The 13815-nt window shown below is 56.1% G+C and carries 12 protein-coding genes and 1 pseudogene; 5 read left to right on the top strand and 8 right to left on the bottom strand.

The window, feature by feature from the left end; genetic code table 11:
- Nucleotides 1–20: 20 nt before the first annotated feature.
- The 4 genes from ACFOOP_RS02260 to ACFOOP_RS02245 all read right to left on the bottom strand — a co-directional run bounded on the left by ACFOOP_RS02260 (nt 21) and on the right by ACFOOP_RS02245 (nt 2446).
- A complete protein-coding gene (locus tag ACFOOP_RS02260) occupies nt 21–638 on the bottom strand; it encodes a hypothetical protein (RefSeq protein WP_379879239.1) in 618 nt (205 codons plus the stop codon).
- 376 nt (nt 639–1014) lie between these two features.
- Nucleotides 1015–1401 (bottom strand): PaaI family thioesterase, encoded by a 387-nt coding sequence (locus tag ACFOOP_RS02255; protein ID WP_379879238.1) that lies wholly within the window; start codon nt 1399–1401, stop codon nt 1015–1017.
- The gene (locus tag ACFOOP_RS02250) at nt 1398–1907 is read right to left on the bottom strand and encodes a PaaI family thioesterase (protein ID WP_379879237.1); all 510 of its coding nucleotides are present in this window, start codon (nt 1905–1907) and stop codon (nt 1398–1400) included. Before ACFOOP_RS02250 ends, ACFOOP_RS02255 begins: the two co-directional genes overlap by 4 nt.
- Nucleotides 1904–2446, bottom strand: coding sequence for a MarR family winged helix-turn-helix transcriptional regulator (locus ACFOOP_RS02245; RefSeq protein WP_379879236.1), 543 nt, complete (start codon nt 2444–2446; stop codon nt 1904–1906). The genes ACFOOP_RS02250 and ACFOOP_RS02245 overlap by 4 nt, the downstream gene beginning before the upstream one ends.
- 87 nt (nt 2447–2533) lie before the next feature.
- On the opposite strand from ACFOOP_RS02245, the gene ACFOOP_RS02240 reads away from it, so the two are divergent.
- Genes ACFOOP_RS02240 through ACFOOP_RS02220 form a run of 5 tightly spaced genes read left to right on the top strand, consistent with a single transcriptional unit; the run spans nt 2534 to nt 9856 of the window.
- Entirely contained in the window at nt 2534–3679 is a 1146-nt protein-coding gene (locus ACFOOP_RS02240) for an efflux RND transporter periplasmic adaptor subunit (RefSeq protein WP_379879235.1), read from the top strand.
- On the top strand, nt 3679–6792 hold the full coding sequence (locus tag ACFOOP_RS02235) for an efflux RND transporter permease subunit (RefSeq protein ID WP_379879234.1): 3114 nt from the start codon (nt 3679–3681) through the stop codon (nt 6790–6792). Before ACFOOP_RS02240 ends, ACFOOP_RS02235 begins: the two co-directional genes overlap by 1 nt.
- Nucleotides 6782–8089 (top strand): hypothetical protein, encoded by a 1308-nt coding sequence (locus ACFOOP_RS02230; protein ID WP_379879233.1) that lies wholly within the window; start codon nt 6782–6784, stop codon nt 8087–8089. The genes ACFOOP_RS02235 and ACFOOP_RS02230 overlap by 11 nt, the downstream gene beginning before the upstream one ends.
- Nucleotide 8090: 1 nt before the next feature.
- A complete protein-coding gene (locus ACFOOP_RS02225; protein WP_379879232.1) occupies nt 8091–9440 on the top strand; it encodes a TolC family outer membrane protein in 1350 nt (449 codons plus the stop codon).
- A 56-nt stretch (nt 9441–9496) separates the two neighbouring features.
- The gene (locus ACFOOP_RS02220) at nt 9497–9856 is read left to right on the top strand and encodes a lipid A-modifier LpxR family protein (RefSeq protein WP_379879231.1); all 360 of its coding nucleotides are present in this window, start codon (nt 9497–9499) and stop codon (nt 9854–9856) included.
- On the opposite strand, the pseudogene ACFOOP_RS02215 reads toward ACFOOP_RS02220, so the two are convergent.
- The 4 genes and pseudogenes from ACFOOP_RS02215 to ACFOOP_RS02200 form a co-directional block, all read right to left on the bottom strand.
- Nucleotides 9791–10480 (bottom strand): annotated as a pseudogene (locus ACFOOP_RS02215) (helix-turn-helix domain-containing protein); the annotation flags it as partial. The gene ACFOOP_RS02220 and the pseudogene ACFOOP_RS02215 overlap by 66 nt on opposite strands.
- Nucleotides 10481–10750: 270 nt before the next feature.
- Nucleotides 10751–12001, bottom strand: a complete 1251-nt coding sequence (locus ACFOOP_RS02210; protein ID WP_379879230.1) for a tyrosine-type recombinase/integrase — start codon at nt 11999–12001, stop codon at nt 10751–10753.
- 467 nt (nt 12002–12468) lie between these two features.
- Complete coding sequence (locus ACFOOP_RS02205; RefSeq protein ID WP_379879229.1) at nt 12469–12672, bottom strand: cold-shock protein; 204 nt, start codon at nt 12670–12672, stop codon at nt 12469–12471.
- 257 nt (nt 12673–12929) lie between these two features.
- Entirely contained in the window at nt 12930–13814 is an 885-nt protein-coding gene (locus ACFOOP_RS02200; RefSeq protein WP_379879228.1) for a right-handed parallel beta-helix repeat-containing protein, read from the bottom strand.
- Between the last annotated feature and the right edge of the window lies 1 nt (nt 13815).

The raw sequence follows: 13815 nt of genomic DNA, 5'->3' as shown, positions 1-13815 counted from the left end.
GTTGACCAGAATTGGCCTTTTTAGGGAGAGTCGAATGGCGTGGAATCGTATACAATGACTTTTCCCGGATCTTTTATCGTCGCGGCCAGTATATTTATTCCATCGGTAACTTGTTTTATTCCCTCAACGTAGTTTTCAGGAGTTCGTTTTTCCAATCTAAAATCATTGAGCGCGTTGAGTAGTTGCTGATAACAAAGTGCAACGATGTTTTCGCGACCGCGCAGTTTTCGAATATTGCTGTCTTCGCTCACAAAATTTTTCATAAATCCTTGTGTAAAGGTAAAATCTGCTAAGTCGAATGCAAATGAGGCGTTTTTGGGAGAAACTTCATCAATGACAATTGGAATTGAAATCACAGGCCTGTCTTTTGCGTATTGTGCGATCTGCGAGTGCAAACTAACACCCTTACCGTGTGCTTTTTCATACACCTCTTCCGAAGCGGCTGCTCGATAATTTACTTCTCGCAATATACTGCTGATTGTGTTCTTCGGTTCTGAGTTTTCGTACGGGCTAATTGCTGCGCCAAATGCTGCGAACCTTATTAACTCAGATAGCGGCGAGATAAACGACTCCGATAGGGACTGAACTTTGAAAAATTTCTGGTCCGAAGAAAAATGCTTTAGGATTTCTGGGTTCATATTTCTCGCACGATATTCACTAAGAGTTTCTTAAAGGCCGTGGACATTGAGGAATATCGCACCAATTGCTAATATTGCAAAACGACTGAATTGAAATGGCTTTCGCCTTGATGACCTGCTGACCTGCCCGTGAAGTTTCATCCGGCGCCGGGGCCGATGTGCGCTAGGCTCTGGGGGGGCCGTCTTTTCCCGGATGATCGGCGTGACCGTCTTCGGTCTCATCTTTGCGACCCCCTTTTTACGTAATGACGCGGATACTCTTGCATCGCCGTAGTCAGTTTGACACCTCAGCACCAATACAAATCTTCATATAAAAAGGCCTCCCGGCCGACGCCGGGAGGCAAGTGAAGCGCCAAAACCAGGGAGGCTTTTTGCGCTATCTTGAAAGTGTAAAGCTGCATGCGGCTTTTGCCGCCGGCGAGTTCTCATCGTCCTGCCATGCGGCGCAGTCGACAAAGACCAATCGACGCCCGGCTTTTGCAATGCGCGCTCTGGCGAACAGCGGGGCCAGTTTGACCGATTTCAGGTAGTCGACATTGATGTTGATTGCGCTGCCGTTTGTCTCGGAGCCAAGTGCGCGCTTTAGTTCATGCAGTGCGGCGAGTTCCAGAAATGTCGAAACAACCCCTCCATGGAGCGCCTTGATCATTGGATTTCCGATATGGGCGTCACTCGGCATCATCGAATAACGGCGCCCATCTCCGGTTTCGATGGCTTCAAAGGAGAGCCAATGGCGCAGCGGCGAGTCGATGAATCGCGTCATGAATGAGGCCTTTCCGCGACTCGGTTAAAGTCTGGCCCGCCACTGCCAATCATGAAAGAGCCAGTCGCGCTGGCAAGCGGTCTTCCATCGTAATCGACGATTTCTCCGCGCGTCCTGGCAACATTGCCGTTAATGGAAAAACACTCGGCGCTGCATATGACTTTCGAGCCAATTTCAATCGGGCGGAGATAATCCGTTTTCAGATTGATGGTCGCGATCGCTTTCGGCTTTTGTATTTTGGCGAAGACCGCAAAGCCGAACACCGTATCGAGGATGATCGTGTAAGCGCCGGGATGCGCGCAATCACCGATACTCTCGTACGAGAAAAAAGTTGGTATCGTCGCGAAGATGCAAACCTCGTCGGCAGCGATTTTGCTCGGTTCCATATCCAGAGTCGAGAATAAATGGTGGCCCTTCGAGAAGAACGACTTCACTAATTCCGCCCAAGGCGGCGTATCGCCAGAATTGCTCGGCGAAATGTGAGGCTGCTGGATGTTCATCGTCATCCTTTGTTCTTGGCGATTTTGCGCTGGACGCGATGCAAGGGTTCGACGCCGCCGAACGAATCCCCGACCAGCGCCGCGCCGATTTCAACAAGGTTGGACTTTGCAATGGTCAGCGCCTCGATGAATTCCTCAACACGCTTGGCGGAAAGACCCTTGAAAGCGTCCTTGTACAGATTGTCGGCCGCCGCTCGCATATCCTCAACCAAGGGGAGAATCTTATCTGTAAGGTGAATCAGATTGGCGCGGCGGTCAGCGGGCGCGGGCGCTCTGCGAACCCAGCCGTTTTCTTCGAGGCGGTCAATCAGCCGTCCAAGCGGCGCCGGCTCCATATCGAGCTCGTCGGCGAGCGCCCGCTGGGTTCGCCCGTCATTTCTGTAAAGATGCGCAAGCACGAACCACTGCGCGCGGGTCAGGCCTATGTGTTTGACTCTGCGGTCAAATTCGCGCCGGAGCAGGCGCGCCACATCGTTGACCAGGTAACCTGGATTACGGTCTATCCGATTGTCTCGCCCGTTCATCTCCCGTGATCCTTTACGCATCTGTTTTGCTTGCCACGTTTAATATATACTAAGTTATTAAACCTTAGTATAACAAAATTAGCAGTGGTGAAAGCGTCAGGTCAGGCGATGCGTTCGTATTTTCGGTTCAAGCGTGGTTGGAAGATGAACGCAGCGGCGCTTTTCGCCGCATCCATCGCCATAGCAGGCTGTGGTTCAGGTGACGGCGAGGTATTCGCGGCGGCGGCGACGCAAAGCCTCTCCGATGAAGGGGCTGCGCCTGTAATGTCGGTCAAAATCGTTAAACCGAAGCCGGCAACGGTCAGGAAAACGGTCGTCGCAACGGGTTCGATCGGCTCAAAACAAACCAGCAATATCGGCCCCCTCGTCGAAGGCGTTGTGGAAACGATTTTTGTGAATGTGGGCGATCGCGTTGGGAAAGGCGATCCGCTATTTCAAACGCGCCCCGTTATATACGAACGCCGCGTCGAGGAGGCGAAAGCGGCGCTGGAACTTGCTGTCGCCCGGCGTAAGAACGCCGAACGGGCCCTTGAACGCACGGAAAAATTGCGCGCCGAAGGCTTTGCGGCGGAGGCGCGTCTCGACGACGCCAGGACCACCTACGATGTTGCAAAGGCCGAAGTTGCACGAGCGGCCGCGGCGTTAAAAACCGCAGAGCGTCAGCGCGAGGATACGATGGTTGGCGCCCCTTATGACGGCGTCATCACCAAAAGATTTAATGATGAGGGAATCTACCTTTCCAATGTGTTTCGCGGCGGGGTGGAAAGCACGGTTCTGCAAATTCAGGAAAACCACATTGTCGTCGCGGTCGTGCATGCGCCGGAGCAGCACCTCAATGCCCTGAGACTGAACCAGAAGGCGCTTGTCTACGTCGAGTCGCAACCCGAACCGCGAGAATCCTACGTTCTCGTTCTCAATGACATGCTTGATGTCGGCTCGCGGACAGTAGAGCTGCGTCTGCCGATCGACAATTCGGATTATTCTTTGAAATCAGGCCAGTTCGCCCGCGCTGAAATTTTCACGGATGAAAGACGGGTGTTTTCGGTCCCGGCGGAAGCCGTCCTTCAGGATCAGACAGGGACTTATGTCCTCACCTTGAAGAATGGCCGCGCCGAAAAAAGGAGTGTCGTTATTGAGGAGCTGCCCGACGGAACGGCGGCGGTGCACCAAGGTCTCGATGCCGGCGACGACGTCATCGTCCCCAATGGCGAGCCGATCGCTGTTGGCGACTCAGTCGCGACCGAGGCCGCCTGATGTGGCTCGTCGATCTTTCGATCAAGCGCCCGGTCTTCGCCGTGATGATCATCGGCGCCCTGGTCGTGCTCGGCTGGATCTCGATGGGCCGGCTTGGCGTCGATCTTTTTCCTGATGTCGAGTTTCCCTATGTCGCTGTAACAACGACACTTGAAGGCGCAAGCCCCGACACGATGGAGACGGAAGTCTCCGACGTCATTGAAGAAAGCGTCAACACGATCTCCGGCATCAAGCAGCTGCGTTCGACGAGCGCAGACGGGCTCTCTCAAGTCTTCATCGAATTTGAGCTTGAAGAAAATGTCGACGTGAAGGCGCAGGACGTTCGAGACAAGGTCAATATCGCCCGCCGCGACCTTCCCGAAGACATCGATCCGCCGGTGATTGAAAAAGTCGATCCGGACGCCGCGCCGATCATGTCGATCATGATCGCCGCCAATGCGCCGATCGGCGACATCACCACTTATGCCGACGAAGTCGTCAAGGAAGCGGTCCAGCGCCTGCCGGGCGTCGGGTCGGTGACGATCGTCGGCGGCCGCCTTCGCGAAATCCGCATCTGGCTCAACGCCGACAAGATGCGGGCGTTCGGCGTGACTGCCGATGACGTTGTCCGCGCGGTCAGGTCGGAACACGCAGAGGTGCCTGGCGGACGCCTTGAAACCGGGGGCGGTGCGCGTGAGTTCGGCGCCAAAACGGTTTCAGAAGCGCAGACGCCGCGCGAGTTCGCGGATCTTGTGGTGGCGTTTCGCGATAGTGGTGCGCCAACGCTGATCGGCGATGTGGCGCGCATCGAGGACGGCCTTGAGGACGAACGAAGCTATGCTGAGTTCAACGGGCGACCGGGCGTCTCGCTCGAGGTTCGCCGGCAGTCCGGACGCAACACGCTCGAAGTCGCTGAAGCCGTTTACGCAGAGATCGAGCGGCTTAAAGCAGCCGCGCCCGATGGCTATGAGCTCGTCGTCGCACGCGACGTGAGCCGGTTTATTGAATCGTCCGTTGAGGACGTGACGCACGAGCTTGAGATCGCGATCGTTCTTGTTGTTATCGTTACATTTTTCTTTCTCTTGAGCTGGCGCGCCACGTTGATGGTCGCCATCGCCATTCCAACATCTCTGATTTCGGCTTTCTTCGCCTTCGAGGTCTTCGACTTCACCATCAACATGCTGACATTGCTGGCGCTCACCGTGACCATTGGATTGTTGGTTGACGACGCCATTGTCGTCGTTGAGAGCGTGCAGCGCGACATCACTGCCGGCGTCGAGCCTGAAATAGCGGCGCGACAGGGCACCGAACGCGTCGCGCTCGCCGTGCTTGCCGGCACCTTCGCAACGCTCGCCGTCTTTGTGCCGATCGCCTTCATGGAAGGGGTCGTCGGGCGATTTTTTCTTCAATATGGCCTTGCAATCGTCTTCGCTGTCTCAGTTTCATTGCTCGTGGCGCTTACCTTGACGCCGATGCTGGCGTCGCGCTTCCTGAAGCCGGAAAGCCATCCGCCGTTCCTGCGCCCGATCGAAAATTTTCATCGCGGTCTCGATCGATTTTACGGTCGTGTCGTCGGCGCAGTCGTTCGTTGGCGGTATGTCGCGCTCGCCGCAGCGATCGGTTCGCTGTTTGTCGGCGGATTCTTCGCGTCGAAAGTGCCAAGCAGTTTTACCTCAAAGGCGGATCGAAGCGAATTTCTGGGAGCCATTGAGTTGTCGCTCGGGTCAGGCATCGCCGAATCAAAAAAGGCGATTGCGTTGGCTAACGAAGCGCTGAGCGGCGTAGAGCATGTCGGGAATATCTTTTTAACTGCCGGCGCCGGGAGCCGGGGAGAAACCAATGTCATCGATCTTTATGCGTCCATTACGCCCAAGCAGGAGCGGCGGATCGGCCAGTTTGAAGTCATGGATGTCGCGCGCCACGCATTAAACGAGGCAATTCCCGAGGCGAAGGAAATCACCGTCGCTGAAGTCCCGTGGATCTCCGGCGGCGGCGTTTCCACCGGCGACGTTGAACTCGCCGTACGTGGCGACGCTATCCCGGAAATCGACGCTTATGTCACGGCGGTCATGGCGCAGATGCGCGAGACGAACCTTTACTCCGACTTGCGCTCCAGTTTTGAGGAGGGGCGCCCCGAGTTGTTGATTGACTTCAATCGAACCCGCGCGGGCGATCTCGGCGTTTCTGCGCGCACCTTGGCGACAACGGCGCGAACGGTCATCGGCGGCGTCGATGCCGGCACCTATGAGGAAGGCGGCAGACGTTTCGATGTGCGCGTGCGGCTTGAGGAGTCTCAGCGTCAGAACCGGGACCAGCTGGCGCTTATCCAGGTTCGAAACGGATCGGGGCAATTGATCGATCTCGCTAGTGTGGCGACGCTGCGTTTCGCGACCGGCCCATCGCAAATCGACCGGCAGGACCGGGCGCGTAAAATCTCCATTCTCGCCAATACTGCGTCTGGCGTTGCGCTGGGGACGGCGACCGAAGCGCTTGAGGCGATCATCGCCGAAAATCCGCCGCCTGCGAATATGCAGATCAGTTACGAAGGCTCTGTCCGGCGGATGAACGAATCGATTTCGGCCATCATTTTCGCTTTCGGGCTCGCCATGATCGCGCTCTATATCGTGCTCGCGAGCCAGTTCAACTCATTCGTTCAGCCGATCCTCATCATGCTGACGGCGCCGCTGTCGTTCTCCGGCGCATTCGCAATGCTCTATTTCGGCGGTCAGGAAATGTCGCTATTCGCCCAGATCGGCCTCATCGCGCTGATGGGCATCGTCATGAAAAACGGAATTCTGCTTGTAGACCGGGCGAACCAGCTTCGTGAAGAAGGCGCGTCGGCTCGCGAAGCGATCCTTAAAGCCTGCCCGGAGCGATTGCGGCCGGTGCTGATGACGGCGTTCGCCGCCATCTTCGGCATGATCCCGGTGGCGCTTTCAAATTCCGACGGCGCGGAATGGAGGAACGCGCTTGGCTATCTGATCATTGGCGGGCTTTCGTCATCAACGATCCTTACCCTGCTCGTGGTGCCGGCCGCGTACATGGTTCCGGGCGATGTAAAAAAATTGGCCGCCGGAATTTTTAGCGGGTTAAAAATCAGGCGCACTGCAAAGAAGGCTGCGAATGTTTTGTAAGAATATAACTGTAGGCGCCCTCCGAACAGCGCTGCTCGGGGTGATGGGCTTTCTGGTTCCGGCATGCGCGAGCGATCAATATTATTGGGCGCTCCCGATTGATGCGGCCGGCGCTCAAGACTGGGAAAGCGTCAGCTGCATCGATAACGATGCGGTCAATGCATTTCGCCGCAGCCAGGCGGCCGTGGAGCGAAGCGATGACAATGCTCTTAACGAAAACGAACAGCTATTTGCAGAAATGACAATCACAGCCTTAATTGGAGAAATCGCTTATTGCGATGCGGTGCAAGGTGAGGAGGAAAAGAAGATCCGAACTGCGATGCGCGACTACCGCGCTCTTTCCTATAACGCCGCTTATATTCGCCCGCAGCTTTCGCCGCTCACTACCTTTCCGAGCGTATATCTTCTGTCGAAGCCGCAGTCGCATCGCATCATCGTGTATTTTCCGGGGCTCGACGCCGCCGCCAGCCCGGCGGATCTCCTTCAAAGCCTGAAGGCTGGAGCAGCCGAAGATCAGCCCTTTCCAGGACGGCTCTACATTCCCCGCGGGCATGAGGGCTTTCGCGAAGGCGTCCTGAATTTGGCCGATGACGGATTTTTTTTACAGGCCAAATCGTTTGAAGAGCTCGAACAAGAATGTGGGCCCGCCGCAGAGGGGAGCGAATCATCAAACCGGAAGATTGTTTCGCTCGCCAGTTTTATCTGCGCGTATGATGTCATCGATCCTTCCCGTTCAGATCCCATCGAGCTTGTCGTCGGCGGACACAGTCTTGGCGCCGGCGTTGCGCAAAGCGCGCTAGGCGCCTTCAGCGGCCTGACATGGCGGCAGGAAAATACCGGCAGCTGGACAGTAGCACCGCCGGAGCGCAATTGGCCGTTTCGCGTCAGCGCCGCCTATCTTTACTCGCCGCCCCTTGCGCTTTATCCGCGTGACGAAAGTTGTCGCCCAATTGCGCGCGAGGACGTCAATCCGAAAAACGTATACGCCGCAAACGGATTAATTGATCGAACGTATTCTATTATAAAAGATGGCGACCCGATCCCGGATCTCTGGCGTCCGGGCGGCCCGTCCATCAATTGCGTCGAGGGTGAGCACATCGGCAAAAAGGTCGCGATACCTAGGGGCGAGGACCCGGACGTCGCGGCCAAACAACCAGTTGCGTTCGACTGGCATAACCCCTTTCCGCATCGCCTGCAATCTTATCGTAGGGCGCTTGAAAACGCCGTTCGCCAAACGCAACAAAAGCGGCCGAAGTCGACCGATGAAACGGCGCCGGCGCAAAGAGCGGAATACTGATATGAACCACGCTTATTGGTTGTCCAGTTTCGCCGGCTTGATTGTTTCCCTTCCAGTGTTGTGCGCAGACGCCGCCGCCCAGACCCTCGAAGAGGCGCTGTCGCTCGCCTACGCCACCAACCCGGAAATCGCCGCGGAGCGCGCGCAACTTGACGCGACCGAGGAAGGCGTGGCCCAAGCGCGCGCACGCGGCCTGCCGCAGATTACGGCCGGCGCCGGCTATCAAAAAGTCGATAACACCCAATCAATCAATAGCGATGTTTTCGGCGTCGGCGCGGGCGCGCGCGATTTCAAGCTGGATACGGCGACGGCGCAGGTCAGCGGCGAGCAGCAAATTTTTGCGGGTCTGCGAAACGTTAATGCGATCCGTCAGGCGAAAGCGCGCACGCGGGCCGGCAGCGCTCAATTATCCCTCGTCGAGCAAGACGTGCTTGCGCGCGCAGCTACAGCCTATTTTGACGTGGTGCGCGATACGCTCGTGTTGAAAGCGACGGAAAACAACGCACAGGTCCTTAGAAAACAATTCGAGGAAGTCGCCTTCCGCTTCGAGATTGGCGAAGTTACCAAGACTGATGTGGCGCAAAGCGAAGCGCGCCTTGCGCTGGCGCGCGCGCGGATGACCAACGCTCAGGCGCAGCTGGCGATTAGCCGAGCGGCGTTCGCGGAACTCATCGGTCAAATGCCCGGGTCTCTTGAAGAGACGCCCGCTTTGCCCGACGCGCCGGCTACGCTTGATGATGCAATCGCGATTGCGCGCGAGCTTTCGCCTGTAATCCTCCAGGCGCAAATGCGAGAGCAGGCCTCTCGCCGCGGCGTCGCGATTGCAAAGGGCGAGTTTTCGCCGACCGTATCGTTGACCGCGGGTTATCAATATGCCGAGGAGCCTTCGTCTTTCATTGCGGAAGATGAACAGTTCGCTTATGGCGTGCGAATGACAGCGCCGATCTTTCTTGGCGGGCTTAATCTCTCACGTGTACGCGAAGCGCGCGCTGACAACAGGGCGGACCGCCGTCGCATCACTGTCGCCGAACGGCAGATTGAAGCGCGCGTTACAGCTGGCTGGCAGCGACTTTCCGCGGCACGCGCAAACATTGTATCATCGCAAACACAAGTGCGCGCCAACGCACTGGCGCTCGACGGCGTACGACGAGAAGCAGAAATTGGCGTGCGCACTACGCTAGACGTTCTCGATGCGGAACAAGAATATCTGGATGCGCAAGTGGCGCTAGCCAACGCAGAGCGTGATGCTCGCGCGGCGACATTTCAACTCCTGGCCGCCGTCGGTATATTGACGGCGAGGGCCGATAATATTTTAACGGCACAGCGGCAAATTGAAGGGCAACGTGATTGAACGTTCGGCGGCAATCGGTCTGCTTTTTCTCAACGACTGGCAATGGATGAAAGGTCATGATCAAGAAATTTTCACTGGTTGTCGTTCTCGCTTCAGCGCTGTGGGCTTCCCGCGCCGTCGCGGAAGAGAAAGCGACCTGGAGCACGCTGCTTGAGAATGATTATTTTGGCTCGACGGATAGCAAATACACAAATGGAGTGCGGTCTGGTTATTTGTCAGCAAAAGGACGCGGCGAAGATTTTGCTCGACATTTTTTGCGGGCTTCTCCGGACGACGTAACGCGTATCGGCTTCGCGCTTGGTCAAAGCATCTTTACACCGCAGGATAACGAGGCGTTCGAACCGCTGCCCGATCAGCATCCATACGCCGGTTTCCGAGAGAAAGTAGGATCGCTCATCAGTGTATGTCACTGCTAATCCACGCGGAGATAACTCTGGCCGACACAACGCCATGTCGAGCACATCATCGCGCACTTTGTCAGGAATGCGGTTCCAAGCCCGAGTTGGGCCGACGCGCTTGTCTTCAAGGCCTTCTTCGCCAAACCTTTGATACAAATCACACCAACGATAAAACGTCGATCTCGATACGCCAATCTTATCGAGCGTGCGTCGCACCGACAGACGCGAGTGTTCAAACAGACGAATGATCTCCAGCTTTTCAGATGCAGGGTATTTCATTCTTGGCCGCCCCATCCCCGATCATGCTTGTTTTGAGCAGGCGGTTCTCAAGGGTGAGTTCGGCGACAATTTCTTTCAGATCGCTGGCTTCACGGCGCAAACATTCACCTCCGGCGACGTCGCTTGACGCGCCGTATCGCCAGCCAACCGCTTCTTGCCCGCCTCCAGAAACTCTTTCGACAGCTATAATAGAGGCTCTGCGCTATGTTCTCGCGACGGCACAACTCGGCGATTAATATTCTCTGCGCAAACCCTCCAGTACAAGCGGATCTTTTCTTCCGTCGCATGGCGCCTGCGCGTCGCACGCCGAATGTCTTTGACGGTCTTTTCGGCCGATCCTTCAGCCCCGGGTTTATGTCTCATTTTCGCTCCTCCTCAGAGCTACGATGAACCAAAATTCTCCGTTAGAGAATTACCTCAAAACGTCTCATGATCGCTGACGGGATAAATGCGGAGCTCGATTCGCGACCGGTTAGGTATAATAAATCGAGCACCTTTTCGTGTAACAAGTCCCGATGACCGCACCAATAGGCCATTTAATTATTGGCTCAAGTAGAAATACTAGAGCCCTTCACCCGTCCTAAAGCATAAAGATGTGCGGCCGGGATGGTTTTTATTCTGTATGTATAAAACTCATGATAGTTTTAAAGCCGATTCAACTACTCCGCCGACGCTGACCGCAGCCTGGCGCGCCTGCGAATCGGCGAGATGGGCGTAGCGTTGAGTCGTCTCCGGCCGGAGGTGACCGAGAAGAGCGCCGATGATTGGCAATGAAAGTCCGCTCGAAATTCCGAAACTTGCAAAGCTGTGACGCAGATCATGTTTGCGTACATCCGGCACGCCAGCCTCGACTCGAATATCCCGCCAGACAGACTGAGTGCCGCGATAGGGACCGGAGCGTTTTTTGTTCGGGAATACCCACTTTTCATGTTGCTTCGGCGTCGCACGGAGAATCGCCAGCGCCTGCGGACAGACGGGGCGTATTGATTTGCCAGACTTTGTGTTGTTGAAGCGGAAGAACGATTGATCGAAGTCGATCTCACGCCACTGCAATTCCTCAATCTCGGCCGTGCGGGCGCCGGTCAAGAGCAGAAGCTTGATGATGCGGACGCCGCTCATGCGCCGTTCCGCGGCTTCCCATTTCGCCAGCACGGCGCCGACGCGGCCGGCCTCTTCCTCGGAAAGAAATCGCTCGCATTTATTGTCAGGCGCGAGCCTTACGCCAACCGCCACGTTTTCGACGATGTATCCGCGGTCTACCGCGAAAGACAAGACACTCTTGAACGTACTAATCGTGCGCTTCGCGGTTCCTTCGCCGCCCTTGACCTGCCGCAAGCCGAATTTCCGGGTTTTCACTACGCACGCGGTCTTCCCTTTGGTGATGTCGTCGCGAAGCTTCTCGATATCGCCCTTTGAGAGCGCCCCGACCGGACGCTGCCCGATCAGTGGTTTCACATGGGCGTTGAGGCGGTTGATGTCATTCAGAACGCCCGCCTTTTGGCGCGTCTTTCCCGTTCTGCGATTTATGGGGGCGGCTTCCTCCGCCCACAGATCGATGATCCGCGACACGGACATGTTCTCGTTTTCCGCGCGCCGGATCGCGTCATACCGGTCCTCACCGGCGCGCGCCGCGCCGATAAATTTATGCGCCTCACGACGTGCCGCCTCGCAGGTGATGGCCGTCGATTTGCCGATCGTGACCTGACGTTGCTTCGCACCCCTACCGATACCGATCCGGTAAAAGGCAATGTAAGACTTGACTCCCGTCGGCTGGACGCGGAGGCCAAACCCGGCGAGGTTGCGATCCCATAAAGTGTAAGCGTGCTCCTTCGGGAAGGCGCCATCGACGACGCGTTTGGTCAGCTTGACATTAGCAGACGGCATTTGCGACACCGTCCAATAGGTCGTCCGGCCCGCATCCTAGCACCGTTTTAGCACCAGTGATTTTGACCGCTGCCTTGGAAAGGCAGAAACGAAAACGCGATTTCATGTCAGCACCATCTCAGCACCGTGAACCAAATTGGGATGCAAGCCGTTCGAACGCTTCGCAACGTTCTGGGGCTGAGGATCACTTTAGATGATTGAATTCGTTGATGGATTTAGTGAAATCCACAAGAGTATCGAGCGCCTTGGAAATCCTCGGAAACAGTGTAGGGTCCAGCTCCGAAGGCAGAGGCCAGAGGTTCGAATCCTCTAGGGACCGCCATTTCATACTTGCTCTCAAACGCGCCGACACTTGTCGCCTATGAGCGTCGTCACTCGGTCTCGCGCCGGGATAAGTCGACCGACGCCCAAAAGAAAACCGCCGCCGCGCGGATGCGCAGCGGCGGAGCCTGGTCTGTATCGCTTTTTTAAGCCGGTTTCAGATTGCCGGCAGATGTTTTCCCGCGTTGATCGATCAGATCATAGGACACTTTTTGTCCTTCCTGCAGATCGGGCATACCCGCATCTTTGACTGCGGAAATGTGTACGAATACGTCATTGCCGCCATCATCAGGGGCGATAAATCCGTATCCTTTAGTGGCGTTGAACCATTTAACAGCGCCTGTAGCCATTGTTCGATCTCCTATTCATGGCGTCGTCCTCAGTCCGCGATTGTGTGGAAGAGGGTCTTTTGTAGGCAACCATGTCTTGGGATCTAAACTCGGCCATTGAGCCCGGTAAGGGGCGGGGTCGTAAAGCTCGGGCAAAACAAAGTCGCAATATGAAATTTAGAATACAGCATAGGCAGGCCGTCAAGACTGCTCACAGTGCGCTTTGTCGCAAATTGGGATGTTATATCAACGTGATAAAATTCAATTGCGCGTATCGATCAGTTTAGGTCAAGCCGCCCGCCGGCTTCATTTGTGATCTCATTACCGTCAATGACGGGCGTCAGTTCCGTACCATTACGGAGTAGGTGGCCATTGCGATTGCGGTTGATGATTTTGTTGCCGGTGATCACGAGAGAGTCCGCGTCGCCTCCACGAGTCTGATCGTAATTGATGATCGTGGAGTTGTCGCCGTCAGCGGCCTGGATAAAACTATTGCCTGTTATCGTGACTGCGCCGCCACGCGAGGCGTCGATCGAATAGCTGGTTTTTCCATCTGCATCGTCAAAACTCGATCCCGTGACCTTGGTGACGGCGGCGAGCGATTTCACATGATGGCCGATGCGCGTCCCCGTAAAGCGGCTGGCGCTGATCGTCAGGGTGTGCCCGCCGGCCATGTAGATGCCGTGGGAATAGCCGTCGCCATAGCCGTTATTAATGAAAATTGAACCGGAAATGGTGACGACGCCTTCATCCTGTCCGGTCGCGAGAATGCCGTCTTCATTGGAATCGAATACGCAATTCACAATGGTGAGATTCATGCCGTCATGGCGAATCCCGGCGCCATTGAGATCCGGCGCCCTGGCGCCTTCAAAGCTGATATTCTCTACACGGAGCGATGTGTCCCAGAGCGGGTTCAAGATGCCCTTTTCAGTCGGGCGCGTCGTGTAGAAGATTACGCCATCCTCCCCCTTCAGGGTCATGTCCCGGGGGATTTTCAGATCGGTCAGGTCATAGCGGCCGGGGGTGATGAGGATCGTCTCTCCCTTGCGGGCTTTCGTCACCGCTTTCTCCAGCGCAGCGGCGTCGGAGACGGTGATTTCCGCAAAAGCAGAGGAGGCCAGGGCGGCGCAACAGGTGATAGCGGCGACAAATAAATGTTTCATG

Origin of the sequence: Hyphococcus aureus (assembly GCF_042643165.1) — a bacterium.
In the GTDB taxonomy this organism is placed as follows: Bacteria; Pseudomonadota; Alphaproteobacteria; order Caulobacterales; family Parvularculaceae; genus Hyphococcus; species Hyphococcus aureus.
Note: the sequence above shows the minus strand (reverse complement) of the source record. Positions and strands in the feature narration are given on the sequence as shown.